This window comes from Rhodococcus sp. NPDC055112, from assembly GCF_053607505.1.
This window is the reverse complement of sequence record NZ_JBSGTR010000027.1, coordinates 13,648-39,098: the sequence shown is the minus strand read 5'-3', so window position 1 is coordinate 39,098 and position 25,451 is coordinate 13,648. Positions and strand designations below refer to the sequence as shown.

General features: G+C 71.2%; 24 protein-coding genes. 11 read left to right on the top strand and 13 right to left on the bottom strand.

What is annotated here, in order from left to right:
- Both ACWFRB_RS14105 and ACWFRB_RS14100 read right to left on the bottom strand, forming a co-directional pair.
- On the bottom strand, positions 1-1,029 hold a 1,029-nt coding region (locus tag ACWFRB_RS14105; RefSeq protein WP_452641769.1), incomplete at its 3' end, for an Ig-like domain-containing protein.
- Positions 1,030-1,303: 274 nt separating this feature from the next.
- Positions 1,304-2,305, bottom strand: coding sequence for a zinc-binding alcohol dehydrogenase family protein (locus tag ACWFRB_RS14100; protein ID WP_452641795.1), 1,002 nt, complete (start codon positions 2,303-2,305; stop codon positions 1,304-1,306).
- A 122-nt stretch (positions 2,306-2,427) separates the two neighbouring features.
- On the opposite strand from ACWFRB_RS14100, the gene ACWFRB_RS14095 reads away from it, so the two are divergent.
- From ACWFRB_RS14095 to ACWFRB_RS14080, 4 genes are all read left to right on the top strand, one after another.
- A complete protein-coding gene (locus tag ACWFRB_RS14095; RefSeq protein WP_452641768.1) occupies positions 2,428-4,539 on the top strand; it encodes an MMPL family transporter in 2,112 nt (703 codons plus the stop codon).
- Positions 4,540-4,556: 17 nt separating this feature from the next.
- Positions 4,557-5,423, top strand: a complete 867-nt coding sequence (locus ACWFRB_RS14090) for a helix-turn-helix transcriptional regulator (RefSeq protein WP_452641767.1) — start codon at positions 4,557-4,559, stop codon at positions 5,421-5,423.
- Between the two features lie 98 nt (positions 5,424-5,521).
- Complete coding sequence (locus ACWFRB_RS14085) at positions 5,522-5,863, top strand: VOC family protein (RefSeq protein ID WP_452641766.1); 342 nt, start codon at positions 5,522-5,524, stop codon at positions 5,861-5,863.
- A 76-nt stretch (positions 5,864-5,939) separates the two neighbouring features.
- Positions 5,940-7,931: an SDR family oxidoreductase gene (locus tag ACWFRB_RS14080; protein WP_452641765.1), complete on the top strand. Its 1,992-nt coding sequence runs from the start codon at positions 5,940-5,942 to the stop codon at positions 7,929-7,931.
- Between the two features lie 15 nt (positions 7,932-7,946).
- Here ACWFRB_RS14080 and ACWFRB_RS14075 read toward each other — a convergent pair whose 3' ends face one another.
- From ACWFRB_RS14075 to ACWFRB_RS14060, 4 genes are read right to left on the bottom strand one after another with little or no spacing between them, the layout of a single operon-like run.
- Positions 7,947-8,123, bottom strand: a complete 177-nt coding sequence (locus tag ACWFRB_RS14075) for a DUF1737 domain-containing protein (RefSeq protein WP_077043552.1) — start codon at positions 8,121-8,123, stop codon at positions 7,947-7,949.
- Between the two features lie 29 nt (positions 8,124-8,152).
- Positions 8,153-9,040 carry a sucrase ferredoxin gene (locus tag ACWFRB_RS14070; protein ID WP_452641764.1) on the bottom strand — a complete coding sequence of 296 codons (888 nt, stop codon included), beginning with the start codon at positions 9,038-9,040 and terminating at the stop codon, positions 8,153-8,155.
- A 21-nt stretch (positions 9,041-9,061) separates the two neighbouring features.
- The gene (locus tag ACWFRB_RS14065) at positions 9,062-9,637 is read right to left on the bottom strand and encodes a YdeI/OmpD-associated family protein (protein WP_452641763.1); all 576 of its coding nucleotides are present in this window, start codon (positions 9,635-9,637) and stop codon (positions 9,062-9,064) included.
- A gap of 49 nt (positions 9,638-9,686) precedes the next feature.
- Positions 9,687-10,202 carry a hypothetical protein gene (locus ACWFRB_RS14060; RefSeq protein ID WP_452641762.1) on the bottom strand — a complete coding sequence of 172 codons (516 nt, stop codon included), beginning with the start codon at positions 10,200-10,202 and terminating at the stop codon, positions 9,687-9,689.
- A gap of 24 nt (positions 10,203-10,226) precedes the next feature.
- Between ACWFRB_RS14060 and ACWFRB_RS14055 the strand changes: the two genes are divergently transcribed.
- Together ACWFRB_RS14055 and ACWFRB_RS14050 are read left to right on the top strand one after the other, a co-directional pair.
- Complete coding sequence (locus tag ACWFRB_RS14055) at positions 10,227-11,048, top strand: helix-turn-helix domain-containing protein (protein WP_452641761.1); 822 nt, start codon at positions 10,227-10,229, stop codon at positions 11,046-11,048.
- 41 nt (positions 11,049-11,089) lie between these two features.
- Entirely contained in the window at positions 11,090-11,662 is a 573-nt protein-coding gene (locus ACWFRB_RS14050; protein ID WP_452641760.1) for a hypothetical protein, read from the top strand.
- Positions 11,663-11,665: 3 nt separating this feature from the next.
- Here the strand turns inward: ACWFRB_RS14050 and ACWFRB_RS14045 are convergent, their stop codons facing one another.
- The 4 genes from ACWFRB_RS14045 to ACWFRB_RS14030 form a co-directional block, all read right to left on the bottom strand.
- Entirely contained in the window at positions 11,666-12,418 is a 753-nt protein-coding gene (locus ACWFRB_RS14045; protein ID WP_452641794.1) for an alpha/beta fold hydrolase, read from the bottom strand.
- 62 nt (positions 12,419-12,480) lie between these two features.
- A complete protein-coding gene (locus ACWFRB_RS14040; protein WP_452641759.1) occupies positions 12,481-14,634 on the bottom strand; it encodes a copper-translocating P-type ATPase in 2,154 nt (717 codons plus the stop codon).
- Between the two features lie 58 nt (positions 14,635-14,692).
- Positions 14,693-16,261 carry a DNA polymerase Y family protein gene (locus tag ACWFRB_RS14035; protein WP_452641758.1) on the bottom strand — a complete coding sequence of 523 codons (1,569 nt, stop codon included), beginning with the start codon at positions 16,259-16,261 and terminating at the stop codon, positions 14,693-14,695.
- Positions 16,258-17,055 carry a hypothetical protein gene (locus tag ACWFRB_RS14030; protein WP_452641793.1) on the bottom strand — a complete coding sequence of 266 codons (798 nt, stop codon included), beginning with the start codon at positions 17,053-17,055 and terminating at the stop codon, positions 16,258-16,260. Before ACWFRB_RS14030 ends, ACWFRB_RS14035 begins: the two co-directional genes overlap by 4 nt.
- Positions 17,056-17,289: 234 nt before the next feature.
- Here ACWFRB_RS14030 and ACWFRB_RS14025 point away from each other — a divergent pair, with 234 nt between their 5' ends.
- Complete coding sequence (locus ACWFRB_RS14025) at positions 17,290-18,495, top strand: serine/threonine-protein kinase (protein WP_452641757.1); 1,206 nt, start codon at positions 17,290-17,292, stop codon at positions 18,493-18,495.
- Between the two features lie 28 nt (positions 18,496-18,523).
- Here the strand turns inward: ACWFRB_RS14025 and ACWFRB_RS14020 are convergent, their stop codons facing one another.
- Positions 18,524-19,180, bottom strand: coding sequence for a response regulator (locus ACWFRB_RS14020; RefSeq protein WP_072749954.1), 657 nt, complete (start codon positions 19,178-19,180; stop codon positions 18,524-18,526).
- Positions 19,177-20,547, bottom strand: a complete 1,371-nt coding sequence (locus tag ACWFRB_RS14015; RefSeq protein WP_452641756.1) for a PspC domain-containing protein — start codon at positions 20,545-20,547, stop codon at positions 19,177-19,179. The genes ACWFRB_RS14020 and ACWFRB_RS14015 overlap by 4 nt, the downstream gene beginning before the upstream one ends.
- A gap of 144 nt (positions 20,548-20,691) precedes the next feature.
- Between ACWFRB_RS14015 and ACWFRB_RS14010 the strand changes: the two genes are divergently transcribed.
- From ACWFRB_RS14010 to ACWFRB_RS13995, 4 genes are all read left to right on the top strand, one after another.
- The gene (locus ACWFRB_RS14010) at positions 20,692-22,104 is read left to right on the top strand and encodes a PspC domain-containing protein (protein WP_452641755.1); all 1,413 of its coding nucleotides are present in this window, start codon (positions 20,692-20,694) and stop codon (positions 22,102-22,104) included.
- The gene (locus tag ACWFRB_RS14005; RefSeq protein ID WP_452641754.1) at positions 22,097-22,315 is read left to right on the top strand and encodes a hypothetical protein; all 219 of its coding nucleotides are present in this window, start codon (positions 22,097-22,099) and stop codon (positions 22,313-22,315) included. The genes ACWFRB_RS14010 and ACWFRB_RS14005 overlap by 8 nt, the downstream gene beginning before the upstream one ends.
- Positions 22,315-23,247: an aminoglycoside phosphotransferase family protein gene (locus tag ACWFRB_RS14000; RefSeq protein WP_452641753.1), complete on the top strand. Its 933-nt coding sequence runs from the start codon at positions 22,315-22,317 to the stop codon at positions 23,245-23,247. The genes ACWFRB_RS14005 and ACWFRB_RS14000 overlap by 1 nt, the downstream gene beginning before the upstream one ends.
- A gap of 83 nt (positions 23,248-23,330) precedes the next feature.
- Positions 23,331-23,735, top strand: a complete 405-nt coding sequence (locus ACWFRB_RS13995) for a PspC domain-containing protein (protein WP_452641752.1) — start codon at positions 23,331-23,333, stop codon at positions 23,733-23,735.
- Positions 23,736-23,793: 58 nt separating this feature from the next.
- Here the strand turns inward: ACWFRB_RS13995 and guaA are convergent, their stop codons facing one another.
- A complete protein-coding gene (gene guaA / locus ACWFRB_RS13990; protein WP_452641750.1) occupies positions 23,794-25,380 on the bottom strand; it encodes a glutamine-hydrolyzing GMP synthase in 1,587 nt (528 codons plus the stop codon).
- Positions 25,381-25,451 lie beyond the last annotated feature (71 nt).

Genomic DNA, 25,451 nt, shown 5'->3' with positions numbered 1-25,451 from the left:
GTCCAGGTCGTACTCGTCGTCCTTGAAGGTGACGGTGCCGCCTGCTGCTGCGGGGTTGACCTTCGCGGTGAGGGTGGTGATCTTGTCGACCTTCGCTCCGGTGATGGGTTCGAGGGTGATCGTGGAGGCAACGGGGTCGCTGTCGGCGGGTGCGACGGTGACCTGCGCGGTGGTGCTGGATCCGGCGACGCCGTCGCGGCCGGAGAAGGTGGCGGTGATGGTGTGCTGGTCGTCCCAGCGGGGGGTCCACTCGTAGGTGACGGTGCCGTCTGCGCCCACCTGCACGGTGTCCAGGTCGTACTCGTCGTCCTTGAAGGTGACGGTGCCGCCTGCTGCTGCGGGGTTGACCTTCGCGGTGAGGGTGGTGATCTTGTCGACCTTCGCTCCCTTGATGGGGTCGAGGGTGACCTTGGAGGCAACGGGGTTGGCGCGTTGCGGTTCGCGCGAGCTGGGTGCCGGTGCCGGTGCGTGCGCTATGCGTACAAAGCTGAGGAAGTCGGGCAGCTGTAGGCCCTGGCCCTCGGCGGTGTCCTCGACCTCCAGCGCGATGTCGTTGGCGGCGGGGTCGATCGCTGTGCCGTTGATGAGGCCGGCCAGCGGTGCGGGCAACTGCTGAACCCAGGTGTTGAGCTGGCCGAGTAGGCCGGACAGGGCCTGCTCACTGCGCGCCTGGTCCTTGACCTGATAGCCGGCGGCCTCGACGGCGGTGCGGGCGGCGGCCTTGTCGGGTCCGTCGGCCAGACCGACCAACGGGGCGCCTGCCGCATCGAGCCACACGCCGGCGAACGCGGTGGGGAACTTACCGCGCAGCGTGTCCGCGAACCTCAGCAGCTCCTGCCCCGTGTCTGCCTGCTCGAGGTACTGGGCGGGGTTGAGTCCGAGGTCGCGTTGGATCGCGGCCACCATGTCCGCGGGCAACGCGGATGCCGGTGCGGCGGGTTCGGCCTGGGCCAGGGCCACGCACGGCGCGACCAAAAGCAGTGCCGCGGTACCGATCATCGCGGCACGGCGGGCGCGGATACTACGCATGGGGACCTTTCGGTATACGGATATGACCAAGGCGTTGCGGCCAGGCCGGTCGCAGGACTGTATGGGCGATGCCCGCCGTTGACTACCGAAAATTGATGGGATGAATGCGGGCTCAGTGGCGCGCGAGGCGGTCGTGGCACGTCAACCGAGTGTGTTCGTCCGTTGCCCAGTAGTCCGAAGTCGGGCATTGACCATCGGAGAGGGTTGCGCAGCCCTCCACCTCGAAGACCGGCCGGACGGCAGCGGCATCACCCCGGCCGCCGGGGCCGACGCCTCACACGATGAGCACCGCGGCGCCGGTCACCCGCCCCTCCTTCAGGTCCGACAGCGCCCGGTCGGCCTCGTCGAGCGAGTACCCCATCGCACTGACCAGCAGCCGGTGCGTCCCCGCGAACTCCAGGAATTCGCGGGCGTCGGCGCGGGTGTTGGCTGTGACCGATCGCAGCGTCCGCTCCTGGAACAGGTGCCGCTGATAGTTCAGGGGTGGGATGTCGGAGAGGTGGATGCCCGCGACGGCCAGCGTGCCGCCCCGATCCAGGGCCGCCAGCGCGGTCGGGACCAGCTCACCGACCGGGGCGAACAGGATCGCCGAGTCCAGCGGCACCGGCGGCGGATCCTCGGCGCCGGATGCCGAGGAGGCGCCGAGCTCGAGCGCCAGCTCCCTGGCCCGCTCCCCCCTCGTCATCACGTGGACCTCGGCGCCCCGAGCCAACGCGACCTGCGCCGCGAGATGGGCGCTGCCGCCGAAGCCGTAGATGCCGAGGCGCCCGCCCTCCGGCAGGTCCGCGCACATCAACGCCCGGTAGCCGATGATCCCCGCGCACAGCAGCGGCGCCAGCTCCTCGTCCAGATAGCCGTCGGGCAACCGGTGCGCGAATGCCGCGGGCACGGTGGCGAACTCCGCGTACCCGCCGTCGACGTCCCATCCCGTGTACCGCGAGTGCGGGCAGAGGTTCTCCCGACCGCGGTCGCAGTATCGGCACTCGCCGCAGGTCTGCCGGAGCCACCCGATCCCGACCCGGTCGCCGAGACCGAAGTCCGACCCGACCTCGTCGCCCCACCCGACCACCTCGCCCACCGCCTCGTGACCGGGCACCACGTGGCGGCGGTGCACGGGCAGATCGCCCTCGACCACGTGCAGGTCGGTGCGGCAGACCCCGCACGCGTGCACCCGCACCAGCAGCTCCGATGAGCCCGGTTCCGGCACCGGCAGCTCCGCGAGCTCCACCGGCTCGCCGCGCATCGGCCCCGGTTCACGGACCCGCCATCCCGACATGACATCCGGAATGCCCATGGGTCCACTCTCCGCGTTTCGGCGGCCGGGCACCAGGGCCGACCCCGTCTTGGCCATCGGTAGAGTCGGGGCGCATCCGACCCCCCGATCCGAGAGAGTCCTACATGACGCGCTGGGCCAAATTCGTCGTCTCCCGGAAATGGTGGGTCCTGATCCTGACGGTGCTCGCCGTCGTGATCAGCGGACTCTGGGGACTCGGGGTGTTCAGCAAGCTCAGCCAGGGCGGCTACATCGACCCGAACAGCGAAGCGGCACAGGTCAGCTCGCTGGTCAACGAGAAGTTCGGCTCGCAGTCGCCGGACATCGTCGCGATCTACACCGCGCCCGAGGGCAAGACCCTCGCGGACATCGGCCCCGAGGTCGAACAGAACCTGGCGGCATTCCGCGAGCAGGTGCCCACCCTCGCCATCGCCTCACACTGGTCCGTCGACCCGAACACCGCGAAGCTGATGACCTCGAACGACGGCACCAAGGCCCTCGCGACGATCTCGATCGACTGGGACGCGGGCGCGGAGTTCACCGAGCTCGACAAGATGACCGCGGCGCTCACCCCACCCGGCATCGACACCGAGTTCGCCGGCGGCACCGTCGTCGGGTACTCGTTCAACGTCCACCTGCAGCAGGACCTGGTGCGCGCGGAGGCCATCGCGCTGCCCATCACCCTGTTGCTCCTGGTGGTCGTCTTCGGCACCGTCACGGCTGCGGCCGTGCCGGTGTTCGTCGGAATGCTCGCGGTGCTCAGCGCGCTGGCCATCCTGCGACTGCTCACCACGGTCACCGAGGTCAGTTCGTTCTCCATCAACGTCGCGTCCCTGCTCGGCCTCGGCCTGGCCATCGACTACGGCCTCTTCATCGTCAGCCGCTTCCGGGAAGAGCTGGCCTCGGGCACCGAACCCGGCGCCGCGGTGCGCCGCACGGTCGACACGGCCGGCCGCACCGTGATGTTCTCCGGATTGCTGTTGGTCTGCGCCTTCGCGGGCATGCTGGTGTTCCCGCAGGCGGTCATCCGTTCGCTCGGTTTCGGTGCGATCGCCGCCGTGACCGGGGCCGCTGTGCTCTCACTCACCGCGGTGCCCGCGCTGCTCGCGGTCCTCGGCCACCGGATCAACTCGCTCGCGTGGCGGCGCGGAACCGTCGAACGCGGCGAGGAGCGGGCCCGCAAGTTCTGGGGCGGCGTGGTCACCAAGGTGATGCGCAGGCCGGCCACGGTGGCGGTGACCATCACCGCGGGCCTGCTGCTGCTGGCCGCACCGTTGTTCGGCGCGAGCCTCGGCGAGGTCACCTACACCGCGCTGCCGCCGAACGACCCGGCCCGCACCGCGGCAGACACGCTGTCCACCGAGTTCCCCACCACCGGCGAGGCCGCGACGGTGATGGTGCGCGGCGAGAACGGGGCGCCGCCCACCACCGCCCAGCTCAGCGAGGTCGGTGCGCAGGTGCGGGCCGTCGACGGGGTCGCCGCGGCGCGGATGATCGCGGCCGCCGACGACTTCGCGATCCTGTCCGCGACCTACGCCGAGGGGGCGACCCCCGGCCAGGTCGTCCGCGATGTGCGGGCCATCCCGGCACCGGCAGGCGTCGACGTGCTGGTCGGCGGCGGCGCCGCCCTCGTCGACGACGGCAACGACGCGGTCACCGCGAAGCTGCCCCTGATGCTGGCGATCATGGTCGGCTCGACCCTCGTGCTGCTGTTCCTCGCGTTCGGGTCGGTGGTCCTGCCGATCAAGGCGGTGGCGATGGCCGGACTGAGCATGGCCGCCACGTTCGGCGTGCTGACCTGGATCTTCCAGAACGGCCACGGCGCCGAACTGCTCGACGTGACCCCCGCTCCGCTCGAGGCGACCTTCGTGGTCCTGATCCTCGCGGTGGTGTTCGGCCTGTCCACCGACTACGAGGTGTTCCTCATGTCGAGGATGGTCGAGGCAAGGGCGAACGGGGCGAGCACCGAGGAGGCCGTGCGGTTCGGCGCCGAGCGGACCGGCCGGATCGTGACCACCGCCGCGGCGCTGCTGATCATCGTGACCGGCGCCTTCACGATCTCGGGGCTATCGATCATGCGGTTCCTCGGCGTGGGCATGATCCTGGCGCTGATCATCGACGCGACCGTGGTCCGGATGCTGCTGGTCCCGTCACTGGTCAAGCTGATGGGCGAGGCGAACTGGTGGGCGCCGGCGTGGATGCGCAAGGTGCACGAGAAGGTCGGCATCGGGCACTGAGGCAAAGGCGCACCGGCGTGGCGAGTGTGGTTCGGGTGCGACGCGGCACTGATGCGGGTGTGCGGTGGGAAGCGGTCGAGGCGAGGCCCCATGCGGCACTCACCGGGTTGGTCGCCGACTACGGCGGCTTCCAGGAGCTTTCGCCGGTCCCGGTCACCCGCCGCGAACCACCCCGGCCGGGCCTGGTGCTGCTGCTCAGCCGCGGCACCCCGATATCGGTGGCCCGCGAGCACGCCACGCCGACGGGTACGACCACCGCGGGCCTACTCGTCGGGGTCGGAGGGCAGGCTCTGGTGGCTGCACATGACGGCGCGCAGGATGTCCTCGAGGTGCGACTGTCGCCGTTGGCGGCGCTGCGGATTTTCGGGGTCACGGGGGCCGAACTGGCCGGTGACGTCGTCGACCTGGTGGATGTCTGGGGCGTACACGGCACGGAGCTGATCGACCGCGCCGCCGCGGCCGATTCATGGCAGGAACGGTTCGACGTACTCGACACCGCCCTGGTAAGAGGCGCCGAACGCGGCCGGAACCTGGACGCGATGCTGGTGGGTGCGTGGCAACAGATACTGGGGTGCGGGGGCACGCTGACCATGGGTGAGCTGCAGCGCCAGACGGGCTGGAGTCGCGGGCGCCTGGCCACGCGGTTCCGGGAACAGGTTGGCCTGACACCGAAGCTGATGGCCCGGTTGGTGCGCTGCGAGCGTGCCGCCACGCTGCTGCGACGGCCCGGGCATCGGTCGATCGCGTCGATCGCGCTCACCTGCGGCTACTTCGACCAAGCCCACCTGAACCGGGACTTCCGTGAACTCACCGGCTGCACCCCGTCGAGTTTCCGGACCGTGCTCCGCTCTGACGTCGCGGGTACCGGTATGGCGGGCGACTGACGGTCGACCGCGTTCGCCTGCGCGACAAACGTCCAAGACCCGCGCCAACGGCCACGCCTAGGTTCAGCTCACCAACCACGACGAACCCAGGAGCGAACATGCACGGCGAGATGACATTCTTCGAGATCGGTGTCCCCGATTCCGCACGCGCCCAGGCTTTCTACGGACAGCTGTTCGGTTGGGAGTTCCCCCCGACCGGTGAGGGATCGCAGGTATGGATCAGGACGCCGACGATCAAGGCGGGACTGCACGATCAGGACGCAGAGTCGCGAATTGCCATGTACTTCGCCGTCGAGGACCTAGACGCGGCCGTACACGTGGTGCGGGCGATGGGCGGAACCGCCGACGACCCCGGTCCGGCCGAGCCGGGTTTCGGCAGATTCGCGTCCTGTGTCGACGACCAAGGGGTCCGGTTCGGTCTGCATCAGCGGATGAACTGACTGGGGATCTGCTCTTCCGCCGTTACTTACTTTGGAGTAAGTTAACCGGTGTAGCCCAATGAAAGAGGAGAGCGGGATGTCGACCTACATCGTGACCGGCGGGACCGGGTTCCTCGGCCGCAACGTGATCGCGCTGCTGCTGCGCCGCGACCCCGACGCCCAGGTACACGTGCTGGTGCGACCGGCCTCCGCGGCCCGGCTCGAACGCCTGGCCGCCGACTGGGAGGGCGGCGACCGGGTACACCCGCTGATCGGCGACCTCACCGAGCCCGGGCTCGGCCTCGAGGCCGCCCCGCCCGCCGCCGACCATCTCCTGCACCTCGGCGCGATCTACGACATGACCGCGGGCGACGAGCAGGCGAGCACCAACGTCGAGGGCACCAGGTCGGTCATCGAGCTCGCCGAGCGGACCGGCGCCACCCTGCACCACGTCTCCTCGATCGCGGTCGCGGGCGACTACAGGGGCACCTTCACCGAGGACGACTTCGACCTCGGCCAGGGCTTCCCCACCGCATATCACCGGACCAAGTTCGAGGCCGAGAAGCTCGTCCGGGAGACCCAGGGGCTGACCTGGCGGGTGTACCGGCCCGCCGCGGTCGTCGGGGATTCGACCACCGGCGAGATGGACAAGATCGACGGCCCCTACTACCTGTTCCCCGCCATCGCCGGGCTCGCCAGGCTCCCCTCCCGGTTGCCGGTGGCCGTGCCCAGCCTGGGCGCCACCAACCTGGTCCCCGTCGACTTCGTGGCCAAGGCCATCGTCGCGCTGATGCTGGTGCCCGGCCGCGACGGCGAGGTGTTCCACCTGGTCAATCCCGAACCGCAGCCGATGCGCGAGGTGTACGCGGCCCTGGCCCAGGCCTCGGGCGCCCCGCACCCGGTGGCCGACCTGCCCGGCGTCGTCGCCGCCCCGGTGATGCGGCCGCCGTTGCGCGGCATCGAGGCGGCCAGGAACGTGGTGCTGGGCCGGCTCGGCATCCCGCCGGTCATCCTCGACCACCTCACCCTGCCCACCACCTTCGACTCCGGCAAGACCCAGGAGGCGCTGCGCGGTACCGGGATCTCCGTGCCGCCCTTCGGTTCCTACGCAGGCGTCTTGTGGTCGTACTGGGAACGCAACCTCGACCCGGCCCGTAACCGCCGGTCCGGCCCCCTGGCCGGGCGGCACGTGATGATCACCGGCGGGTCGTCGGGGATCGGGCGTGCCTCGGCGCGCGCCGTCGCCGCCAAGGGCGCGACCGTGCTGCTGCTGGCCCGCGGCGCCGAGGAACTCGAGGCCACCGTCGCCGAGATCAGGGCCGAGGGCGGCGCCGCGTTCGGATATCCGTGCGACATCACCGACGGGGAATCGGTCGACCAGACCGTCAAGACCATCCTCGACGAGCACGGCCACGTCGACATGCTGGTCAACAACGCCGGCCGATCGATCCGCCGCAGCGTGTTCGCCTCCACCGACCGGCTGCACGACTACGAACGCACGATGGCCGTCAACTACTTCGGCGCGGTCCGGCTGGTCCTGGCGCTGCTCCCCCAGATGCGCGAGCGCGGTTTCGGGCATGTCGTGAACATCTCCAGCGCCGCCGTGCAGAGCCACACGCCCCGGTTCTCCGCCTACGTCGCCAGCAAGGCCGCCCTCGACGGATTCACCGACACCATTGCCTCCGAGACACTCTCGGCCGGAATCACCTTCACCACCATCCACATGCCGCTCGTCGAGACCCCCATGATCACGCCGTCGGGGAAGGCGAACATCGGCAAGGTCATCAGCCCGGAGAAGGCCGCGGCGATGGTGGTTCGCGGGCTGATCGAGCGCCCCAAGCGGATCGACGACCCGCTGGGCACCCTCGGCGAGTACGGGCAGCTGTTCGCGCCCGGCGTCAAGGACCGGGTGCTGCACCGGATGTACCGGGCGTTCCCGGACTCCCCCGCCGCCAAGGGCGTGACCGAGAACGGCGGCGCCGTCCCCGTCGCACCGCCCGCGGCGGCACCCGCGGCGAAGCCGAGGCGCTCGACCGTCTCGAAGGTGGGACGACGGATCGCCCGCGTGGTGCCCGGCACCCACTGGTGAGGCGGGGCGGTCGGGCTACCGCGGACGGATCAGCGCCTGCGCCACGATGACCCGATCGCCGTCGAAGGTGACGGCGGGCGATCCGTGCAGGTCGTAACCGGCGTCGAGGGCTGCGCTGACCCGGAGGCAGAACTCGGCGTCGTCGGGTCCGGTGAGGACGCGGTACCGCGGCAGTTCACTGTTCTCGGACATGCACCCCAGTGTCCCAGGGACCGCGGCGATCACGCGGCAAGCGGCCGGACCGATTCCGCGATCAGCGCGACGACGGCCTTCGACGCGGCGCCACAGCTCGGCGGGCGGGCGTCCAGTTCCGTCCGGGACAGCTCGACCACCCAGGCCCGCCCGTCGCGATGGCGGACCATCGGCAGCGCGCCTGACTCGTCCACCGTGAGGTCCGACGCGCCCGCCGAAACCTGCTCCCGCACCGCGATTTCTGCGACCTGACCGGCCGAGTCCCAGCAGCTGCGGCCGCGCAGGCCCTCGAGCTGGACCTCACCGCGGCCGGCAGCGAGGACCGCCTCGACGCTCTGCTGCGCGCCCAGCCGTCCGTAGGTGTATCCGGTCGGGAGCAGGATCATCGACGGTGCGAACCGGTGACCGCCGGTGTGCGAGCACTCCCACACCGAATCCCCGAACCGCGCGGACAGCTCCGCCGCGATCGGCCTGCCGAGCACCGCGCAGCACTGGTCGCGCTTGCCGTGCGCACAGACCAGGGTCACCGGGTCGGTCACCGGCCTCCCGATCCCCGGGGCGGACGCGGGCAGCTCGAGATCGAGGTCAAGCAGCTCGGCGGGATCGGCCACCTCCAGCCGCTCGCACCAGGCACCGGACGGGTCCGAGCGCCCGATCAGCACGGTGCGCCTGGCCGGCGGGGCCGTGGCCCGGCCCGGCCTGCGGATCAGCAGCAGCCGCACCCCGGCGGCCTCGGTCCGTCGCTCCAGTTCCGCGGACAGCTCGGTCCCCAGCGCCTCGCCGCCGAGCACGTCGCGGCCCCAGGCGCCGGGGTGTTCGAGGCAGAGCCAGCCGGTGACGTGCGCCGCGGTCCCTGGCAGCGGCTCGTCCGTGACGGAGAGCGCGGAGCAGGTCGGTGCGGGGGCTGGGGCGGTCACCCGACCATTGTGCCCGCGGCGTCACCCATGGATCTTCTTGCCCTCGGCGAACATCTGCACGAACTTCTCGATCCGGCGGGCGCGGGTCTCCGGCTTCTTCGCCTCCTGCAGGCGATAGCAGACCGCGAAGCGGTTGACCTTGTTCAGCGTGCCGAAGAACTCCTCCGCCGCAGGCACCAGGGCCAGCGCGTCCAGAAAGTCCTGCGGCACGGTCGCGGTGGACTGCGCCTCGTAGGCCCGCTCCCAGCGGCCGTCGGCCCTGGCCGCCTCGATCTCCGCCAGCCCCGACGGATGCACCAGCCCCTCGGCGATCAGACGTTCGGCCTTGTCCCGGTTCCGCTTCGACCACGGGCTGCGCCTGCGCCTGGGGGTGAAACCGCGCAGCGAGAAGTCGTCGTCGCACTTGAGTGCCTGACCGTCGATCCAGCCGAAGCACAGCGCGACCTCGACGGCCTCGTCCCAGCTGGGGCTGGTCTGGGCCGACGCCTTCTTCGCGAGCTTGAGCCAGATGCCGGGTGAGCTGTCGTGGTGCGCGGCCAGCCACTCGCGGAAGCTCGCCTGGTCCGGGAAGTGCTCGATGCTGCGTTCGACTGCCATGGTCCGACCGTAGGCGGCGACCACGACAGGGTCTTGAACAAACGCGCCGCTACCGGCGACCGGTCGCCATGCCGGCCCACACCCGCACGAAGCCCTGCGACAGGTACGCGAGCGTACCGAGGCTCAGCACCCACTTGGTGATGCTGACCGTCGACGTCGCGCGCACCACCGGGTCGGTGATGCGGTCGCGATGGTCGAGCAGGTACAGGTCGACCACGTTCTCGACGTAGTCCGCGGCCGCGGCGACGACCGGGGCCGCGTACAGCGCGCGGCGGGTGGCCGGGGACAGCTCGGTGAGCTGGCCCAGTCGCTTGCCCCCCGTGCACAGCGCGACCCCGTAGATGACCGGATGGATCATGTCCGGCCCGAAATGACTGCGGAACCGGGCCGTCTCCGCCTCGTCCATGCTGTCGAGGACGTCCCGATAGGCCCGCGCGGACAGCGCGGTCTGGGTCTTGAGGAGCTTGGGCCCGGCAGGGCCGAGCAACCGCGCGATGTTGGCCTGTGAGAGCAGATACGCGGCGGACCAGCCGATGAGCTTGCCGTCGAGCGCAGTCAGTGTCATATGCCGATCGTAGGATCGACGGTGATGACCGAATCGACCCCACCCCACGGCATGCCGGAGGCGGTGCTGCACCCGGACGAGGCCGCCGAGCGGTTCACCGTCGCGCGGCGGCACCCCCGAGAGTCGCTGGCGCCCTTCGTCGAGTACATCTGGATCGTGCACTGGGCCGTCGACGGCGCACACGAACAGCAGGTGCTCCCGCAGCCGAGGATCCACCTGGCCGCCGAGGACGGTCGACTGCTCGTGCACGGGGTGAGCCGCGATCCGTTCAGCCGGAAGTTGTTGGGCACCGGGCACGTGATCGGGGTGGCGTTCCGGGCGGGCGGGTTCCGTCCGTTCCTGCGTTCGAGCGTCGGCGCGCTCGAGGGGACCGTGCTGCCCGCCGGGGACCTCCTCGGTCGGGGCGACGGCCCGGTCGCGGCCGCGGCGCTCGACACGGTCGACGACGACGAGATGACCGCGCTCGTCGAGGACTACCTCGAAGCCGTACGGCCGGAAGCCGATCCGTCCACCGAGAAGGTGGCCGCGCTGCTGGAGCGGATCGAGCACGACCCGGGCATCCACCGGGTCGACGAGGTGGCCGCGCTGGCCGGGATGAGCGTGCGCAGCCTGCAACGGATGTTCACCGAGTACGTCGGCATCGGACCCAAGTGGGTGATCCAGCGCCACCGCCTGCTCGACGCCGCCGAGCACGCACACAGCGGGCACCCCGTGGTGTGGGCCGAGTTGGCCGACCGGCTCGGGTACAGCGATCAGGCACACCTGATCCGCGCGTTCACCGCGGCGGTCGGGACACCACCCGCCACCTACGCGCGACAGACCGGGAGCTGGCGGCCCCGCGGGTAGGCTCCTGATTCGGGTCGGGGCCGACAACGGGGGGCTGCGGTTTGCGACAGTGGTTGGCGACGTTCTGGGATCGGCCGCCGCGATGGTCGCTGCTGGCCACCACCGCGCTGGTGTGCGGGGCAGCGTTGTGGGCGTTCAGCTTTCCCACGCCCAACAGCTGGATCCTGATTCTGTTCTGTCTCTGGTCGACGGTGCTGATCGCGGCCTGCTGGACCGTCAAGACCACCACCTTCCTCGTCCGCCGCAGCGCCTGGTCCAATTGGATCCTCGCGGCGCCGCTGGTTGCGCTGACCAGCGCAACGCTGGTGGTGTTCGACGTCCCATTGCAGGCGCGCTGGCAGCTCTCGCAGTCGGACTTCGCGGCGGCCGTCGAGGAGGTCGGGTCGGGCGCCGACCGGGCCGACTTCGATGGCCGAATCGGCGGTTACGACGTCCGGGACGTCCGCACGCACGGGGGCAACGTCTACTTCGTGGTCACCGACAGCGGCTTCCTCGATGACGACGGCATCGCGTACCTGCCGAACGGGAAACCTGCGCAACCCGATCCCGTCGGCGAGGGCGTCCGGGTCTGGCACCTGCGCGGGCCCTGGTACTCGTTCAGCGCGGGATGGTGACGGTCATGCGACCGCGCCCTCGAGGAACGGCGTCACGGCCGCCTCGAACTGAGTCGGCCGGTCGCGGTGCACGCTGTGCCCGACCTCGATCGTGATCGAGCGGCACCGCGGGATCGCGGCCGTCGCCGCGGCCAGCCTGCCCGGATGGACCATGCCGCCCGGGCCGCCGCTGATCATCAGGGTGGGCGCGGAGATCGCGGGCAGGTTGGACCACCAGGTCGGATTCGGTTCACGGAACTGGGCAAGCGCACCGCGGGTCATGGACCGGTCGAACGCCGCGGCCGCCCTCGGATGCCGGATCAGGCTCGTGGTGGCGTGCCAGAGCTCGACGGGCGTTGGCAGCCTGCTGGTCATCCGGCCCAGGGTCTCGCCGGGCCGCAACGGCAGCGGCGCCTCCTCGAGCACCAGTCGCCGCACCAGCCCGGGACGGGCCTGCGCGACCAGGGACGCGGCATGCCCGCCGAGCGAATGCCCGACCAGGTCGACCCGGTCCAGCCGGAGGTGGTCGCTCACGTGCGCGAGGTCCGAGCCGAAGTCGGCGAACAGGTACGACGGCGCGTGCGCACTACGGCCGTGCCCGCGCAGGTCGACGGCGATGACCCGGCGCCCGCGGCGGACCAGGGACTTGGCGAATCTGTCCCAGGTGCGGCTGTCGCCGCCCATGCCGTGCACGAGCACCACCGGCACCGGATCGGTGCCGCCGGAGTCCCGAAAGGAGATCTCGACCTCGTCCGCGGTCGTGGCAGTCATCAGCATCACCGTCCACAACCGCCCTTCACCGTTCCGGCATTCCCGACTGTCGTCGCCGACCCGTGAGGTTACCGAGGCTGTTTCGCGAGAACGGCCGAGGGCCGCAGGTCCAGCCGGCGCAGCAGCTGCGCGTTGATCGCGACGACGACCGTCGAGGCCGACATCAACAGCGCCCCGACCTCCATCGGGAGGGTGAACCCCCACGGCGCGAGCACGCCGGCCGCGAGCGGCACCGAGATCAGGTTGTACCCCGCCGCCCAGCTCAGGTTCTGGATCATCTTCCGGTAGGTCGCACGGGAGAGTTCGATCACCGACAGCACCGAACGGGGATCGTCGCTGGCGAGCACCACACCCGCGGACGCGATGGCCACGTCGGTGCCCGCACCGATCGCGATCCCCACGTCGGCCTGCGCCAGCGCGGGCGCGTCGTTGACGCCGTCCCCCACCATGGCCACCTTGCGGCCTGCGGACTGCAGGGCCTTGACCTTGGCGCCCTTGTCCTGCGGCAGGACACCGGCGAAGACCTCGTCGATGCCCAGTCGCTGCGCGACCGACTGAGCGACCGCCTCCGCGTCACCGGTGATCATGGCGACGTGCACGCCGCGCTCGTGCAGGGCGTCGATGGCCTGCTTCGATTCGGGACGGATCTCGTCGGCGAGGGCCACCGCCCCGGCGACCGCGCCGTCTCGGATCACGTGCAGCACGGTCGAACCCTGACCCGACCATTCGTCCGCCTGCGTCAGGGCGGCGAGCCCGTGGCTCGCGAGCATTCCCGGTCCGCCGACGCTGACCTCCGCGCCCGCGACGGTGGCGGTCACCCCGACCCCGTTGCGCGCCCGGAAACCGGTGGCCACCCGTGCTGCGAGTCCGCGCTGCTCGGCCGCGGCGACGATGGCCCGGCCGAGGGGGTGCTCGCTGTCGCGCTCGACGGCGGCGGCCAGCTCGATGACCTGGTCCTCGGTGTGCCCGGGCGCCGCCGCGACGGAGACGAGGGCGGGCTCACCCTTGGTGAGGGTGCCGGTCTTGTCGAACAGGACGGCATCGACCGTGCGCATCGACTCGAGGGCCCTGCGGTCGGTGATGAGCACACCGGCGCGGGCAGCCCGCTCGGTGGCGATGGAGACGACCAACGGGATCGCCAGGCCGAGCGCGTGCGGGCAGGCGATGACGAGAACGGTGATGGTGCGGGTGACCGCGGATTCGGGGGTGCCGACGATCAGCCAGGCGACGGCGGTGAGCACCGCGGCACCGAGCGCGAACCAGAACAGCCAGCCCGCGGCCCGGTCCGCCAGCACCTGGGCACGCGACGACGAACTCTGCGCCTCACTCACCAGCCGCTGGATGCCTGCGAGCGCGGTGTCGTCCCCGACCGCGGTGATCTGCACGCGCAGAGCCGAATCGGTGGTGACGGTGCCCGCGACGACCCGGTCGCCCGCCGCGCGGCGGACCGCCGCCGACTCGCCGGTGATCATCGACTCGTCCACGTCGGCTGCGCCGGAGACGACCGTGCCGTCCGCCGGGATCCGGCCACCGGGCCGGACGATGACGAGGTCGCCGGTCGTCAGCTCGGAGGTCGGCACGGTGACCGGCTCGTCGCCGTCGAGCCGCTCCGCCTCGTCCGGCAGCAGGGCGGCGAGGGATTCGAGCGCGCTCGACGCCTGCCCAAGCGAGCGCATCTCGATCCAGTGCCCGAGCAGCATGATCACGATGAGAAGCGCGAGCTCCCACCAGAAGTCCAACTCGTGGTTCAGGATTCCGAGGCTCGCGCCCCAGGACGCGACGAACGCCACCGTGATGGCCAGCGCGATCAGCAGCATCATCCCGGGCTGGCGGGCCTTGATCTCGGCGACCGCGCCGGTGAGGAACGGTCTGCCGCCCCAGACGTACATCACCGTGCCGAGGGCCGGTGAGATCCAGGTGACGGGTCCGCTGTGCGGCAGCGTGTACCCGATCAGGTCGGCGAACATCGCGTTGGTGAGCACCACAGGAACGGCGATCGCGAGCATGATCCAGAACAATCGCCGGAACTGCCCGACGTGATCGGCATGGTCGCCGTGCCCGGCATGACCTCCCTGTCCGCCTTGTCCGCCATGACCTTCGTGGCCGGTGCTGCCGTGATCGTGCGCCTCGTGGCCACCGACGACCATCGTCTGATCGTGTCCGTGCCCCGCATGTTCGGCGGGGGCCCGATGTCCGGCATGAGTTCCGCGATCCGAAGTCATGAACCCGACGATATACCCATAGGGGGTACCCAGCAAGGTGTCGCACGACACCCCGGCATCACTCGTACACGCCCTCCACCGTCCAGACCCCCTCGGCGCAGATCAGCAGCAACGCCCTCGGCTCGTCCAGCAACACCTGCGCCCTTGCCGCCCGCTGCGCCGCCGCCGGATCCCACCACCGCTCGTCCACCGGCCACGGCCCCGCCCAGCCCTGCAGCTCCCACTCCCGCCTGCCCCAGCGCAGCCGGACCGGCGCCACACTGAACGCACCACGCTCGGTGACCAGCACGGCCGCGCCGTCCGCCCCCTCCAACGCCACCCGCGGCCGGCCCGACAGCACGGCCGAGGGCGACGGTTCGGGCAGCCGCCCCGGCCAGGGGGCGGAAGGGTCCGCGGCCGGCCTCAGCTCATCCCCCAGCGGCAACAGGGTGACCCGCTCGAACGGCCCCCTGCCGCCGCTGAGCACCCCCACCTGAACCGCGTCACCCCCGAGCAGACCCTGCACGCGCACCAGCGCCCGCCTGGCCCGCTCGTCCTCGGCGCCGACACCGCCCCACAACCCCAGTTGCAGTGCACCCGCCGCGACCACCTCCACCGGCTCGAGGCGCAACACCTCGATGCCCGCCGTCGGCCGCGACTCGCTGCGTCCGGTGAGCCAGCCGTCCAGCTGCCAGCGCACCCGATCCGCCGTGCCCTCGGGTGTGAGCGGTTCCGCGCACCGCCAGGTCCGCGAAAGATGTTCCCCGTTACCGGTGCTCGCGTGGACCAGCAGCCTGGTGCACGCGACCGCCGCGGCGGACAGCTTGACGTGCAGCCGCTCGGCCAGCGCCCGCCCCGCGAAGGCCGCCGCATCCACCCGCTCGATCGGTGGATCACAGTGCTGTTCGACGTCCAGGTCCGGCGGCAGCCGCCGCGCCGACGGCGGACGCTCGGGCTCCCCGCGCGCGCTGCGGTGCGCCGTCACCGCATCGGCACCGAACCGGGACGCCACCGCCACCGGGGTCAACGCCGCGAAGTCGCCGATGGTCCGCAGCCCCAGCCGGTGCAACAGATCGACCAGATCCGCGCGTCCCTTCGCCGCCAGGCTCGGCTCCGCGGCGAGCTCGGCCACCGGGATCGGGGCGAGGAACTCGGCACCCGCTCCCGGGGGGACCAGGGCGGCCCTGCGGGCGGCGATCACCGCGGTGGACAGCTCGTCCGCGATCCCCACCTGACACTCCACCCCTGCCGCCGAGGCCTCGTCGATCAGCCGCTCGGCTGCCGCGGGCTCGGAGCCGAAATAGCGGCTGACCCCGCGCGCGGCGAGCACCAGCAACCCCGGCCGCAACACCTCCACGCCCGGCGCCACCGCGTCGATCGCCGCGGCAACCGGCTCGAACAGCCGGGCGTCCCGGCCCACGTCGACCACGAACACGTGCAGCCCCGGGCAGCGCCCCTGCGCCTCCCTCTTGCGCAATCCCCTGCGCACCCCCTCCGACCGTGCCGTCGCCGAGCAGGCCACGACACGATTGCCCAGCGTCACCGCGACGGGTTCCGTCGGGGGCAGATCCGCCGCCGCCGCGGCCGCGATCGCGGGCCAGTCGGGACACCACAGCGCCAGCACCCGCGCGGATTCACCGGGGGTCACAGCGACACCGCTTCCGGGAACACCCCTGGCTGCCGCGCCGTTTCCGCCGTCCACTCCACCCTGCCGCGAACCGGCCGCAGATCGAGACGGGTGGTGCGGGGCTGGAACGCCCTACCCCTCGCGCTGACCGCCAGCCGGAGCGCGCGCAGCCGCCCGCGCCCCAGTTCGGCGCCCTGCCCCATCCCGTCGTAGCCGCACACCCTGGCCTCGAGCCGGACCTCGGCGCCGTCCCAGCGCCCGTCCGTCACCACCAGGGTCGAGCCCTTGCTCCGCGCCCGCGCGACCACCGCACGCGCCCGGGAGGGCGGCACCGCGAGCCCGCCGAGACCCAGCACCACCAGGTCCAGCCCGTCGAGCAGGACGGCCGCGACCTCAACCGGGTCCTGGCCAGGGTCCGGGATCAGCGCGAGCCTGCCGAGCTCGGCCCCCATCTCCGTGGCGGCCAGCAGACCGAGCCGGGGCAGGCCGATCACCGCCGCGTGGCCTCCGGCCTCCGTCACCGAGGCGAGCAGGCCGAGCAACAACGAGCCCGCCCCCGACACGGACACCACCGAACCCCGCGCCAGGCCCCCGCGCGGCAGCAGCGACGCCAGCGCGGGAGGAACCGGGAGGATGCCCGCGGACCCGGCAGGCTGCGGGAGCCCCTGAACCTCGGCCGGCTGCGGCACGGGCCGGGGCGCCACCGATTCGCCCCGCGCGGGCACGGCCGCCATCCGGCGCCGGAGCTGCTCGAGCCGTTCCTGCCTCGACAACCCGGCCAGGTCCGACCGTCCCGAATCGGCCACCTCGGCCATCGCACCATCCACCGACACCGACACCGACACCGACACCGACACCACCGTCTCCCACCTTTGCTCCACCGCCGTCACGGCCGGTCGATCACCCACGGGGAAGACGCGGTTATCGAACACGCATTCGAACTCTTCTCAGTAAAGACCCTCCTCCCGACATCCGTCAAGACGAGGGGAAACCGCCAGTTCAGCGTCCGCTCGAGACGTCCAGCCGCGCCCTCCACTAACCTCTCGGGTGTGACGGAGCAAGAACAGTCGAAGCGGATCGCCGGACCGGATTACCTGGTGGCGGGCCGCTACCGACTGCGCTCCAAACTGGGCAGCGGGGGCATGGGCGCGGTCTGGCTGGCACAGGACACGCTGCTGCACCGCGAGGTCGCCATCAAGCAGGTCACCTCGACGGCAGGACTGACCGAGGAGGCCGCGCAGGAGATCCGGGCGCGGGCCATGCGCGAGGGCCAGATCGCGGCGAAGCTGTCGCACGACCACGCGATCGCCATGTACGACGTCGCGCTCGAACACGGCGACCCGTGGCTGGTCATGGAGTACCTGCCCTCACGCAGCATGGCCCAGGCACTCAACGTCACCGAGACGCTGCCACCGCTCCAGGTCGCGCAGATCGGGGCACAGGTGGCCGACGCCCTGGTCGACGCGCACGCGGCGGGCATCGTGCACCGCGACATCAAGCCGGGCAACATCCTCATCGCCGATCGAGGGCGGGCGGCAGGCACGGTGAAGATCAGCGACTTCGGGATCTCCAGGGCCAAGAGCGACGCCACCCCCGCCCAGACCGGCGTGATCACCGGCACACCGGCCTATTTCGCGCCCGAGGTCGCGCGCGGGGGCGATCCCACCGAGGCCTCGGACGTGTTCTCGCTCGGCGCCACGCTGTACACGGCCACCGAGGGACAGCCGCCGTTCGGGATCGACGAGGACTCCATCGCCCTGTTGCACCGGGTGGCGAGGGCGGAGATCATGCGGCCGGTCAAGAGCGCCGAGATCACCGACGCGCTGCTGCACATGCTCGAGCCGGACCCCTCCCGCAGGCCCACCATGAGCGAGGCCCGCGACCTGCTCGCCTCGCTCGCGGCAGGCACCGGCGGCAACCTCGCCTACGTCCTCGACTCGCGGCTGCTGGAGGCCGACGGAACGGTTCCGTTCTGGGCCAGGCGCGGCGCCGCGGGCGGGCATGTGCGCCGGTCGAACCGGCTGCCCACCAGCACCATCGCGGGCCTGCCCGCGGTGGACCAGAACGTCCCGCTCGGCAATGTCCCGCGCCCGGGACCCCGGGTGCCAGGGCCGCCGAGCCTGGCCGTGAACCCGTCCGGCCCGCCACCGTCGCGCCGGACCGTCCCCACCCCGCCGATGGCACTCGTACTCACGCTCATCGCGATCGCCGCCATCGCCGTCGTCGTCCTGACCATCGCCCTGATCAGCATGTGACCGGACCGACCGAGAGAAGCGCCCCGGTTCAGTCGATCTGACGCCGGTGTGCCCACCGGGTGAGCGCGTTCCGGTTGGACTGCTGGGTCTTTCGCAGCACGTTCGAGGCGTGGGTCTCGACCGTCTTCACCGAGATCACCAGGTCCTCGGCGATCTCGCGGTAGGTGTACCCACGGGCGAGCAGCCGCAGCACCTCCAGCTCACGGGGGGTGAGCGAGTCCAGCTCGGGATCGAGCGGCGGCTCAGGGGCGGCGGACCTCCCCGTGAAGGAGTCGAGCACGAAGCCCGCCAGCCGGGGTCCGAACACCGCGTCGCCACCGGCCACCCGGCGTACCCCGTCCGCGAGTTCGGATCCGGAGATGGTCTTGGTGACGTAACCACGCGCGCCCGCGCGGATCACCGCGATGACGTCCTCCGCCGCATCGGACACGCTCAGCGCCAGGCACACCGGGCCCGCCGCGATGCCACCGAGCACGGCCACCCCGCCGCCGTCCGGCATGTGCACGTCCAGGAGCACCACATCGGGCGTCGTGGCGTTGATGCCTGCGATCGCCTCGGCGACGCCGCCCGCCTCGCCGACGACCTCGATGTCCGGTTCCGATCCGAGCTCGGCCCGCACCCCGGACCTGAACACGGCGTGGTCGTCGACCAGGAATACGCGATACGCGGCTGTGGGGGTGCTCACCTGGGCTGCTCCTCGGGATGGGACTGGGGGCCGGACTCGGGCTGGATCTCGGGATGCGGCATCAGCTGTCGCGACCACTCTAGAACAGCGGCCTCCTCTGCGGTGGGCCCCGAGCCCTCGTCGCTCGGCGGCCCGTCGTGCCCATTGCCGTTGCGGGGCATCTGAATCCGCACCTCGGTGCCGCGCCCCACAGTGGAACGCACCTCCACCGCGCCACCCCGGCGTTCGATCCGGGCCCTGATCGACTTGGCCAGGCCCTGCCGATCCTCCGGCACCGCATCCACATCGAAACCGGTACCGCGATCGCGCACAAACACATTCACCTCATCGGCCTCCGCCTCGGCGAACAGGTCGACATTCGTCTCGCCGGAATGCTTGGCGGCGTTGACCAGTGCCTCACGGGTGGCGCCCAGCATGGCCGTGATGCTCTCCTTCGACAGCCCCGACTCGGCCGGGTCCACGTCGAGCCGGACATCTCCGACGGTGACCGGGCGCACCGTGATGCCGTGCTGGTCCTCGACCTCACCCGCGATGGTCCGCAGCGCCTCGGCCAGGCTGGCGTGTGCCGCCTCCCCGCCGTCGAAAAGCCACTTGCGCAGCTCGCGTTCCTGGCCGCGCGCGAGGCGCATGACCTCCTGGGGTCGGTCGGCCTGCTTCTGGATCAGTGCCAGCGTCTGCAGCACCGAATCGTGCAGGTGCGAGGCGATCTCCTCACGCTCCTCGTTCCGGATCCTGGCGGCACGCTCGTCGGCCAGGTCCCGCCACATCCGCAGCCAGAGCGGAACGGTCAGCAGTCCGGCACCGATCAGCGTCACCACCACGGCCAGCAGCGACGACCGCAGCGAGTCCAGATCGACCCGCGCGATCACCACGACACCGAGGCCGATCACGATGAGGGTGGCGCCGCCGAGCACCCGCGCCCAGGTCAGCACCGTCGGTCGCTGTGGCAGCCCCAGCGCCGAACGCGGCCCGCCCGAGTCGAATTCGCGCCATACCAGCGCCGCGCCCGCGGCCACCACGATCACCGGGGCGATCACCGAGGCGGCACTGCCACTGAACGAGGCCAGCACGGCGGACAGCGCCAGGCCGATCACCGCGAGCCCGAGGGCCCGTCGACGCTCGACGGGGCTCGGCTTCTCGGTATCCGAGCCGGGCGGGGTGAAGATCCACAGCAGCCCGTAGGCGACGATGCCCGCCCCTGCCAGCGCGGCGAGGAACACGAATGCCACCCGCACCTTGAGGACGTCGATGCCGAGATGGTCGGCGATCCCGCCCGCGACACCGCCGACCACCCGACCGCCGACACGGCGCTCGAGGCGGGGGTAGGGCGCCTCACCAGTGGGGAGGGCACGCGGGACCGGCTGCACACCATCGATGGTGGCACGGCGACCGCCCGGCGCGCATCAGGGTCCGACCCTGAACTGCCTGCGGGCACCCCGACCCGGTCCACGGCGAAAGATCAGGGTTTCTCCCGATGTACGCAGCACGCTGCGCCGACGACGATTGTCACCATGAGCAATCCGAACTTCCAGGAACAGCTGCACGAGTTGTGGCGCACCCGTCCGGTGCGGTTGCCCAGGCGGGGGCCGGTCGCGGGCGTCGCCGCGGGTATCGGCCACCGCTACCGCGTTGATCCCGTGCTGGTCCGGGTCGCCTTCGCGGTGTCGACCATCTTCGGCGGGGTCGGCATCGTCCTCTATCTCGCCGGCTGGCTGCTGCTCCCCCAGGCGGGCGACCAGACGTCAGCGGCGGAATCGCTCGTCGGCCGTGGGCACAGCTCGGAGTCCGGCACCAAGACCGTCGTGCTCGCGGTCGCGCTGATCATCGCGCTCAGCACGCTCGGCCCCGTCGGCGTCGGACTCGGGGGCTCCGGTCTGATCAGCCTCGCACTGATGCTCGGCGGCCTGTGGCTGCTCTACCAGCGCACCCCGGTGCCCCCGGCGCTGCCCGCGGATGCCCACCCGGCGACCGGCTACGCAGGCGTGATGTTCCCACCGACCACATTCCCGCCGACCACGTTCCCGCCGCCCGCGCCGTACTCGGTCGGCCCGTACACGACGCTGCCGCAGACCTACGAACCCTCGACGCCTCGCACCGCGCCAACGCCGGAGCCGGCGGCGGCGGCCGAGACCGTCGCGTCTCCGGTTGCTGCGGCTCCCTCGGACACGGCTACCGCTACCGGTCCGGGCACCAGCGCTCCTACTGCGACAGCTACGGGCACGGACGCGGGCAGCGTCACGAGCGACGTCCCCCAGCCCCCGGCCTGGGACCCCCTCGGCGTCGCCCCCTTCGCCTGGGACCTGCCCGAGCCGACACCGCCCGCACCGCCCGTGCTCCCGAAGCCCCCGAAGTCGCGACTGACCACGACGGTGCTCGGCCTCGCCATCATCGCGGCAGCTGCCACCTGGGCGGTCAGCTCGGCCACCGGCTCGGAGTGGCTCTCCCCCGCCCGGATCGGGGCGGTCGCCCTGGCGGTGATCGGCGTCGGAATGCTCATCGGCGCCTTCCTGCGGAGGGGCTACGGACTGCTCGTGGTGACCGGTCCGCTGATCGGGTTCGTGTTGTTGGCCTCGCTGATCGGGCCGGTCAACTGGGACAGCGCGACGGTCGGAGAACAACGGTGGAAGCCGCTCGCGGAGGTCGACATACAGTCCGAATACTCCACGACGGCAGGTGATTTCCTACTCGATCTGAGCTCCGTCACGCTCACGACGGACAAGACGGTAGACATCCACAACAACTTCGGGAGCTTCACCGTCACGGTCCCCCCGAACATGGACGTCAAGAACAATTGCTCGATGACGTTCGGCGAGACCCACTGCCTCCCCGAGGGCATCGATGGCGGCGCCGACGGAATCGGCGGCCATGTGCTGACGCTCAATATGACCGGCGGGGCCGGAGAACTGGTGGTGAACCGTGGTTGAGAACCCCGAACCCGACGTGAAGGCCGGCTCGCGCCGCCCCTCGGCGCTCCTGCTGCTGTCTGGTCTGGCCGCGCTGCTCGTCAGCGCGTGGGCCCTGATCGGACCGGGGAGCTTCGAATCCCTCGGCGATGCCCAGTTCCGGTGGATCATCGTGATCGCCGCGGTGGTGGTCGGGGTGGTCCTGGTCTTCGCACCCGGCCGCCGGAAATAGTGCTCACGATCCCCGACTCCTACGGCGCCCGGGTGCGGTCATACGCCCCGGACGCCGAGGAGTGGTTGCGGCGACTGCCCGGGCTGATCGCCCGCCTGCTGGACGAGTGGGGGCTCGCCAGGGACGGATCCCGGGTCTGGCACGGCAATGTCGCGGTCGTGATCCCGGTGCTGCTGCCCGACGGCACGCCCGCCGCGCTGAAGGTGTCGTACCCGAGCACCGAGTCCGCGATGGAGTCGGCTGCGCTCGCGCGCTGGGACGGCAGGGGCGCGGTCCGCGTGCTGCGCGCGGACCCCGACGAGCAGGTGATCCTGCTCGAACGCCTGGATCCGGCCCGGTCGCTGCTGAGCGTGCCGGTGTCACAGGCGATCCCGATCTGGGGCTCGCTGATGCGCGGACTGTCGAGTGCCGCGCCGGACGGCGACTTCGACACCCTTTCGGACCTGGCCGCCCGCTGGGAGACGGAACTCCCGGAGCTGTGGCTGCGGCTCGGCAGGCCCTGCCCGCGGTGGCTCATCGAGGACGCCGTCGCCGTGTGCCGGGAGCCGGGAGCCGGCAATCCGGTGCTGGTCCACACGGACCTGCATTTCGAGAACGTCCTCGCAGGCCCGGACGACTGGCGGGCCATCGACCCCAAGCCGCTGGCCGCGGTCGGCGAGTTCGCGGTCGCGCCGATGCTGTGGAATCGCTTGGCGGACTTGGACGGCCGACGGGGCGCGGGCCTGCGGGCCCGCTGTGACGACCTCGCCGACTCGGCCGGGCTCGACAGGGAACTGTCGCGGCGATGGTCGATCGCGCGCGAGGTGGACAACCACCTCGACTACCTACGCAACGGCGAGACCGCGGACGCGCAGCGTTCGTTGTGGGTCGCGACCGCGCTGGCCGGTCGCGAGGACCCCGATGTCGACCCCACCGCGCTGGCCGCACCCTGAGCCAGGCACCCCGAGTCCGCCCTGCGAAAGATCGGGGTCCTTCCCGATGGTGCGCGCCGCGGCCGGTCGACAGTATTGATCACATGACCACGAACGAGACCGCAACGCCGAAAAGCTCCTTCCTCCAGGACCTTCCGCAGCGCCTGCCTGATGAGGGGATGATCGCGGGCGTCGGCGCCGGCATCGCACGCCGACTGAACGTGAGCACGACGAGCGTCCGGCTGGCGCTGCTGCTCTCGCTGCTGTTCGCGGGTGCAGGCGTCCCCGTCTACCTTGCCGCCTGGCTGCTCATGCGAAAGCCGAACGAGGCCAGGTCCATGGGCGAGTCGCTGCTCAGCACGGACGGCGGCGAGTCCAAGACCATGCCGATCGTGCTGGCCACCGCGACCGTCATCACCGCGGTCGGCTGCGCCCTCCCGGTCGGCGCGGGCCTGCTCGGCATGATCGCGCTGGTCGGCGGCTACCTGTACCTGGACGGCCGGAAATAACTGTGCGCGTGTTGCACCCCTGTCGGGGTGCAACACGCGCACAGGGCGGCGGAGCCGCCTACTCCCACTCGATGGTGCCCGGCGGCTTGCTGGTCACGTCCAGCACCACCCGGTTCACCTCGGCCACCTCGTTGGTGATGCGGGTGGAGATCCGCTCGAGCACGTCGTACGGCAACCGCGTCCAGTCCGCGGTCATCGCGTCCTCACTGGACACGGGGCGCAGCACGATCGGGTGACCGTAGGTGCGGCCGTCGCCCTGCACGCCGACGCTGCGCACGTCGGCGAGCAGCACCACCGGGCACTGCCAGATCTGACCGTCCAGGCCCGCAGCCGTCAGCTCTTCGCGCGCAATGGAATCCGCCTGACGCAGCGTCTCCAACCGATCCCGGTCGACCGAGCCGACGATCCGGATCGCGAGGCCGGGGCCGGGGAACGGCTGGCGGGCGACGATCTCCTCCGGCAGACCGAGCGCGCGGCCCACCGCACGGACCTCGTCCTTGAACAGCAACCGCAGCGGCTCGACCAGCTTGAACTGCAGGTCCTCCGGCAGGCCGCCGACGTTGTGGTGGCTCTTGATGTTCGCGGTGCCGGTGCCGCCGCCGGACTCCACGACGTCCGGATACAGGGTGCCCTGGACCAGGAAGTCGACGGTCTCACCGTGCGCAGCGCTCTCGCCGAGCACCTCGGAGACCGCGCCCTCGAAGCTGCGGATGAACTCGCGGCCGATGATCTTGCGCTTGGTCTCCGGGTCGGAGACGCCCTCGAGCTCACCGAGGAAGGTGTCGACCGCGTCGACGGTGATCAGCTTCGCGCCGGTCGCGGCCACGAAGTCCTGCTGGACCTGCTCGCGCTCGCCCGCCCGCAGCAGGCCGTGGTCGACGAACACACAGGTGAGCTTGTCGCCGATCGCGCGCTGGACGAGCGCAGCCGCCACCGCGGAGTCGACGCCGCCGGACAACCCGCAGATCGCCTGTCCGTCGCCGACCTGCTCGCGGACCTGCTCGATCAGCGACTCGGCGATGTTCGCGGCGGTCCAGCTGGACGGGATGCCCGCGATCTCGTGCAGGAAGCGGCTGAGCACCTGCTGGCCGTGCGGGGAATGCAGCACCTCGGGGTGGTACTGGACGCCCGCGAGGCGCCGGGCACGGTCCTCGAACGCGGCGACGGGCGCGCCCGCACTGGTGGCGGTCACCTCGAAGCCCTTGGGCGCATCGGTGACCGCGTCGCCGTGACTCATCCACACCGGCTGGGTGGTGGGCAGGCCCTCGTGCAGCACGCCGCCGTCCACGCTGAGCTGGGTGCGTCCGTACTCGCGGGTTCCGGTGTGGGTGACGGTGCCGCCGAGCGCGCCCGCCATCGCCTGGAATCCGTAGCAGATGCCGAACACCGGGATGTCGTGGTCGAAGAGCCGGGCGTCCAGCTGCGGGGCGCCCTCCTCGTAGACGCTCGACGGTCCGCCGGAGAGGATCACCGCGAGCGGCTTGCGCTCGACGATCTCCTCGATGGTCGCGGTGTGCGGGACCACCTCCGAGTAGACGTTCGCCTCCCGCACCCGGCGAGCGATCAGCTGCGCGTACTGCGCCCCGAAATCGACGACGAGAACGGGCTGCTGCTGAGCGGGGCCGGAGTGCTGGGTATCTGCCACGTGGCCAGTCTAATCGGCCCAGCTCCCCCGCCCCGCGCACCCCATCACCGGGTACGCCCGCCCGAAAGCCG

Excerpts from the sequence above, each read along its gene's own strand:
- ACWFRB_RS14100 (WP_452641795.1), bottom strand. The coding sequence starts at position 2,305 with ATGTCGGGATGGCGGGTCCGTGAACCGGGGCCGATGCGCGGCGAGCCG.
- ACWFRB_RS14095 (WP_452641768.1), top strand. The coding sequence starts at position 2,428 with ATGACGCGCTGGGCCAAATTCGTCGTCTCCCGGAAATGGTGGGTCCTG.
- ACWFRB_RS14085 (WP_452641766.1), top strand. The coding sequence starts at position 5,522 with ATGCACGGCGAGATGACATTCTTCGAGATCGGTGTCCCCGATTCCGCA.
- ACWFRB_RS14080 (WP_452641765.1), top strand. The coding sequence starts at position 5,940 with ATGTCGACCTACATCGTGACCGGCGGGACCGGGTTCCTCGGCCGCAAC.
- ACWFRB_RS14075 (WP_077043552.1), bottom strand. The coding sequence starts at position 8,123 with ATGTCCGAGAACAGTGAACTGCCGCGGTACCGCGTCCTCACCGGACCC.
- ACWFRB_RS14065 (WP_452641763.1), bottom strand. The coding sequence starts at position 9,637 with ATGGCAGTCGAACGCAGCATCGAGCACTTCCCGGACCAGGCGAGCTTC.
- ACWFRB_RS14060 (WP_452641762.1), bottom strand. The coding sequence starts at position 10,202 with ATGACACTGACTGCGCTCGACGGCAAGCTCATCGGCTGGTCCGCCGCG.
- ACWFRB_RS14055 (WP_452641761.1), top strand. The coding sequence starts at position 10,227 with ATGACCGAATCGACCCCACCCCACGGCATGCCGGAGGCGGTGCTGCAC.
- ACWFRB_RS14045 (WP_452641794.1), bottom strand. The coding sequence starts at position 12,418 with ATGCTGATGACTGCCACGACCGCGGACGAGGTCGAGATCTCCTTTCGG.
- ACWFRB_RS14040 (WP_452641759.1), bottom strand. The coding sequence starts at position 14,634 with ATGACTTCGGATCGCGGAACTCATGCCGGACATCGGGCCCCCGCCGAA.
- ACWFRB_RS14030 (WP_452641793.1), bottom strand. The coding sequence starts at position 17,055 with ATGGCCGAGGTGGCCGATTCGGGACGGTCGGACCTGGCCGGGTTGTCG.
- ACWFRB_RS14010 (WP_452641755.1), top strand. The coding sequence starts at position 20,692 with ATGAGCAATCCGAACTTCCAGGAACAGCTGCACGAGTTGTGGCGCACC.
- ACWFRB_RS13995 (WP_452641752.1), top strand. The coding sequence starts at position 23,331 with ATGACCACGAACGAGACCGCAACGCCGAAAAGCTCCTTCCTCCAGGAC.